The following is a 5145-nucleotide window of genomic DNA, read 5'->3' as shown; positions in this document are numbered from 1 at the left end:
CCCGCCCCGCCCCGGGGCCCGCCCCCCCCCCGGGGGGCCCGGCCCCTTCGGGTTGTGCGTCCGGTGTCAGCCGCGGCCGTTTTCCGCCGCCCAGGCCTCCACCGCGTCCGCGGCTCGGTCGAAGGCCAGCGGGCGGCCGAGGAAGTCCAGGCCGTGGGTGGTGAGCAGCGGCGGGGTGTCCTCGGGCCGCCGGTCCTTGCGGACGAGCGCCAGCGCCTGGCCCTGCACCGTCCGCGGCAGCCCCAGCCAGCGCACCGGCTGCTGGACCGTCCGCACCGAGACGACCCGCGCCCACGGCACCGTCCGCGTCACCAGCAAGCCGGTACGGCGCAGCCCGCGCCCGCTGACCCACACCCCCATGCGCAGCAGCCGCAGCGCACCGGCGACGATCGCCAGCCCGACGCCGAGGACGACCCCGGCGGTGGACAGCGAGCCGGTCAGCGCGATGAGCACCGCGGCGAACAGCGCGAAGGAGGCGAGCAGCAGCACCAGCGCGGCCACCCCCACCCGCCAGGGTCCGGGCCGGTAGGGGCGCCGCCAGCGGTCGGGGTCGTCGTACGGCAGCGCACTCTCTGCCGCCGAATCGAAGGTGCGGTCGGCCGTCAGGAAGGGCAGGGGCACGGCTGGTCCTCACTCGCTCCTCGCGTGGGCTGTGCCGTGAGGCTATCCGGCCGTGTTCCCGCTCACCAGCCTTGGGCGTCCGGAAGAGTACTCAGTGCCCCTGGGACGCCTGGGACTGCTGAGCCGACGAACCGGACGGCGTGGAGAGCGCCGGCGTGCCCAGGATCAGGGCGCCGGCGAGCCCGGCGACGAGGGTGAGGCCCAGCAGCCAGCGCCCGGCTATCTCGCCGAAGGACGCCCGCCTGCGGGGCGGGGGAGTGACATTACTGCGGAACCTGTCCGCCTCGGCCAGGAAGGCGAAGGGTACGGGCTCGCGCCGACGGAACATCGTGTGTGCCGCTCCTCTCAGGGTGGGTGATCGAACACGCAGATCTCACCGGTACAGACGCGCGAGTGACACAAAAGGTGCCCATGTCGGAAAAAATCTCGGTGCGTCGTAGGAGCGAGGTCGTGTCCGGGGCCCGTCGGGTGCCCCCGTAAGGTGGTCGCCAACCACAGAAGTAATGGGAAGGACCCCTACCCCCGTGACCACGCCCGAGTCGCTCACGTTCCGCAGTGACGTCACCGTAGAGCTGGTGAAGTCCAGCGCTTCGGACGCCGACGTGCTCTTCGCCGCCCGCGTCTCCACCGCCGGCGAGCAGTCCCTGGAGGAGCTGAAGAAGGACCCCGAGCGCTCCAAGGGCCTGATCAACTTCCTGATGCGCGACCGGCACGGCAGCCCGTTCGAGCACAACTCGATGACCTTCTTCATCAGCGCCCCGATCTTCGTCTTCCGCGAGTTCATGCGGCACCGCGTCGGCTGGTCCTACAACGAGGAGTCCGGCCGCTACCGGGAGCTGGAGCCCGTCTTCTACGTTCCCGGCGCCGACCGCAAGCTCGTCCAGGAGGGCCGCCCGGGCAAGTACGTCTTCGTCGAGGGCACCCCGGCCCAGCACGAGGCGGTCACCGGCGCCCTGCGCGAGTCGTACGAGCAGGCGTACACGGCCTACCAGAAGATGCTCGCCGACGGCGTCGCCCGCGAGGTCGCCCGCGCGGCCCTCCCCGTCGGCCTCTACTCCTCGATGTACGCCACCTGCAACGCCCGCTCCCTGATGCACTTCCTCGGGCTGCGCACCCAGCACGAGCTGGCCAAGGTGCCGTCCTTCCCGCAGCGGGAGATCGAGATGGTGGGCGAGAAGATGGAGGCGGAGTGGGCGAAGCTCATGCCGCTGACGTACGCCGCCTTCAACGCGAACGGGCGTGTGGCCCCGTAACGAAGCCTTGTTCCCCTGCCGGAACGGATGTACGGATCAGCCTGGGGAAGTGTCCGTATTGCGGCATTTAGAGAAGTTCATCTAGCCTGATCAAACGGACCCGGCACTGCTTGAACCCCCGAGCAGGCAGTGCCGGGCTCCTTCTTTGTCCTGACTTTCCCGACACCCCACGGGCACACCCCGCATCGCGCACCGAGTAGCGTGTTACCCATGGCTCCGACCTCGACTCCGCAGACCCCCTTCGGGCGGGTCCTCACCGCCATGGTCACGCCCTTCACGGCGGACGGCGCACTCGACCTCGACGGCGCGCAGCGGCTCGCCACCCACCTGGTGGACGCAGGCAACGACGGCCTGATCGTCAACGGCACCACCGGCGAGTCCCCCACCACCAGCGACGCGGAGAAATCGGACCTGGTACGAGCCGTACTGGAGGCTGTCGGCGACCGCGCCCACGTCGTCGCCGGCGTCGGAACCAACGACACCCACCACAGCATCGAGCTGGCCCGCGAGGCCGAGCGCATCGGCGCCCACGGCCTGCTGGTCGTCACGCCGTACTACAACAAGCCCCCGCAGGAGGGTCTGTACCGGCACTTCACGGCCGTCGCGGACGCCACCGGTCTGCCGGTCATGCTCTACGACATCCCCGGCCGCAGCGGCGTCCCGATCAGCACCGAGACGCTCGTCCGGCTCGCCGAGCACCCCCGGATCGTCGCCAACAAGGACGCCAAGGGCGACCTCGGCCGCGCCAGCTGGGCCATCGCCCAGTCCGGCCTCGCCTGGTACTCCGGCGACGACATGCTCAACCTCCCGCTGCTCTCCGTGGGCGCGGTCGGCTTCGTCTCGGTCGTCGGCCACCTCGTCACCCCCGACCTGCGCGCCCTGGTGGACGCGTACGTCTCCGGCGACGTCGTCAAGGCCACCGAGATCCACCAGAAGCTGCTCCCGGTCTACACCGGCATGTTCCGTACCCAGGGCGTCATGACCACCAAGGCGGCGCTCGCCCTCCAGGGCCTGCCCGCCGGACCGCTGCGCTCGCCCATGGTCGAGTGCTCGCCCGAGGAGATCGCCCAGCTCAAGATCGATCTTGCTGCCGGCGGGGTACAGCTCTGATTACAGACTTGGCACCACACGAGCTTCACAACTGAAGAACAACAGAAGAGGCGGGCCACCGGTGCCCGCACCCCACAACGACAACTGCTTCAGCACGAACGTCATGCGCGCCACGTGCCATACCGGTACGTGGCGCGCGTGGTGAGGAGAGTCTTTTGAGTCATCCGCATCCTGAACTCGGCCCGCCCCCGCCGCTCCCCGAGGGCGGCCTGCGGGTCACCCCGCTCGGTGGCCTTGGCGAGATCGGCCGAAACATGACGGTCTTCGAGTACGGCGGCCGCCTGCTGATCGTCGACTGCGGAGTGCTCTTCCCCGAGGAGGAGCAGCCCGGAATCGACCTGATCCTGCCGGACTTCTCGTCCGTCCGGGACCGCCTCGACGACATCGAGGGCATCGTCCTCACGCACGGCCACGAGGACCACATCGGCGGCGTCCCCTACCTGCTCCGCCTGAAGCCGGACATCCCGCTGATCGGCTCCAAGCTGACCCTCGCCCTCATCGAGGCCAAGCTCCAGGAGCACCGGATCCGTCCGTACACCCTGGAGGTGGCGGAGGGGAACCGTGAGCGCATCGGTCCCTTCGACTGCGAGTTCGTCGCCGTCAACCACTCCATCCCGGACGCCCTGGCCGTCGCCATCCGCACGCCCGCCGGCATGGTGGTGCACACCGGCGACTTCAAGATGGACCAGCTGCCGCTGGACAACCGCCTCACCGACCTGCACGCCTTCGCGCGGCTGAGCGAGGAGGGCATCGACCTCCTCCTCGCCGACTCGACGAACGCGGAGGTCCCGGGCTTCGTCCCGCCCGAGCGCGACATCTCCAACGTGCTGCGGCAGGTCTTCGCCGGCGCCCGCAAGCGGATCATCGTGGCGAGCTTCGCCAGCCACGTCCACCGCATCCAGCAGATCCTGGACGCGGCCCACGAGTACGGCCGCCGGGTCGCCTTCGTCGGCCGCTCCATGGTCCGCAACATGGGCATCGCCCGCGACCTGGGCTATCTGAAGGTCCCGCCGGGCCTGGTGGTGGACGTCAAGACGCTGGACGACCTGCCCGACCACGAGGTGGTCCTGGTCTGCACGGGCTCCCAGGGCGAGCCGATGGCGGCCCTGTCCCGCATGGCCAACCGCGACCACCAGATCCGCATCGTCGAGGGCGACACGGTCATCCTCGCCTCCTCGCTGATCCCCGGGAACGAGAACGCGGTCTACCGCGTGATCAACGGCCTGACCCGCTGGGGCGCCAACGTCGTCCACAAGGGCAACGCCAAGGTGCACGTTTCCGGCCACGCGTCCGCGGGCGAGCTGCTGTACTTCTACAACATCTGCCGCCCGAAGAACCTGATGCCGGTCCACGGCGAATGGCGCCACCTGCGGGCCAACGCCGAGCTGGGCGCCCTGACCGGCGTCCCGCACGACCGGATCGTCATCGCCGAGGACGGCGTGGCGGTCGACCTGATCGAGGGCAAGGCCAAGATCTCCGGCAAGGTCCAGGCCGGTTACGTCTACGTCGACGGGCTCTCGGTCGGCGACGTCGGCGAGCCGGCGCTCAAGGACCGCAAGATCCTCGGCGACGAGGGCATCATCTCGGTCTTCGTGGTCGTGGACGCCTCCACCGGCAAGATCACCGGCGGCCCGCACGTCCAGGCGCGCGGCTCCGGCATCGAGGACTCGGCCTTCTCCGACGTCCTCCCGAAGATCACGGAGGTCCTGGAGCGGTCGGCCCAGGACGGCGTGGTGGAGCCCCATCAGCTCCAGCAGCTCATCCGCCGAACCCTCGGCAAGTGGGTCTCGGACACGTATCGCCGCAGGCCGATGATCCTGCCTGTGGTCGTGGAGGTCTGACGACCCGTCGGTGGACACCAGGAGCGGGGCGCCTCGATTTGCATCGGGGCGCCCCGCTCCAGTACGTTTACGGCTCCGCCCACCCGGGAACCCCAGCACTTCACGTGCTGGACATGGATGCCCGGAGCGGGTGGGAAATCCGACTCAGAACTTCTGATAAAGTCGGAGCCGCCGGAAAGGGAAACGCGAGAGCGGGAACCTGGAAAGCACCGAGGAAATCGGATCGAGAAAAGATCTGATAGAGTCGGAAACGCAAGACCGAAGGGAAGCGCCCGGAGGAAAGCCCGAGAGGGTGAGTACAAAGGAAGCGACCGTTCCTT

Annotated in this window: 5 protein-coding genes; 3 read left to right on the top strand and 2 right to left on the bottom strand. The window is 69.2% G+C overall.

The window, feature by feature from the left end:
• Positions 1–66: 66 nt before the first annotated feature.
• Together ABZ923_RS40915 and ABZ923_RS40910 are read right to left on the bottom strand one after the other, a co-directional pair.
• Positions 67–621, bottom strand: a complete 555-nt coding sequence (locus tag ABZ923_RS40915; RefSeq protein ID WP_361483406.1) for a hypothetical protein — start codon at positions 619–621, stop codon at positions 67–69.
• A 91-nt stretch (positions 622–712) separates the two neighbouring features.
• Positions 713–949, bottom strand: coding sequence for a hypothetical protein (locus tag ABZ923_RS40910; RefSeq protein WP_361483403.1), 237 nt, complete (start codon positions 947–949; stop codon positions 713–715).
• A gap of 175 nt (positions 950–1124) precedes the next feature.
• Here ABZ923_RS40910 and thyX point away from each other — a divergent pair, with 175 nt between their 5' ends.
• From thyX to ABZ923_RS40895, 3 genes are all read left to right on the top strand, one after another.
• Complete coding sequence (gene thyX, locus ABZ923_RS40905) at positions 1125–1874, top strand: FAD-dependent thymidylate synthase (protein WP_361483400.1); 750 nt, start codon at positions 1125–1127, stop codon at positions 1872–1874.
• A 210-nt stretch (positions 1875–2084) separates the two neighbouring features.
• Positions 2085–2984, top strand: coding sequence for a 4-hydroxy-tetrahydrodipicolinate synthase (gene dapA / locus ABZ923_RS40900; protein ID WP_361483398.1), 900 nt, complete (start codon positions 2085–2087; stop codon positions 2982–2984).
• A gap of 155 nt (positions 2985–3139) precedes the next feature.
• Positions 3140–4825 carry a ribonuclease J gene (locus tag ABZ923_RS40895; RefSeq protein WP_361483395.1) on the top strand — a complete coding sequence of 562 codons (1686 nt, stop codon included), beginning with the start codon at positions 3140–3142 and terminating at the stop codon, positions 4823–4825.
• The last annotated feature ends 320 nt before the right edge of the window (positions 4826–5145 follow it).

Source organism: Streptomyces sp. NPDC046881, from assembly GCF_040645015.1.
Classification (GTDB): domain Bacteria; phylum Actinomycetota; class Actinomycetes; order Streptomycetales; family Streptomycetaceae; genus Streptomyces.
This window is presented reverse-complemented; position numbering and strand designations above follow the sequence as displayed.

What these genes read in the sequence shown, in the direction of transcription:
- thyX (WP_361483400.1), top strand. Translation starts at nt 1,125, where the DNA reads ATGGGAAGGACCCCTACCCCCGTGACCACGCCCGAGTCGCTCACGTTC.
- dapA (WP_361483398.1), top strand. Translation starts at nt 2,085, where the DNA reads ATGGCTCCGACCTCGACTCCGCAGACCCCCTTCGGGCGGGTCCTCACC.
- ABZ923_RS40910 (WP_361483403.1), bottom strand. Translation starts at nt 949, where the DNA reads ATGTTCCGTCGGCGCGAGCCCGTACCCTTCGCCTTCCTGGCCGAGGCG.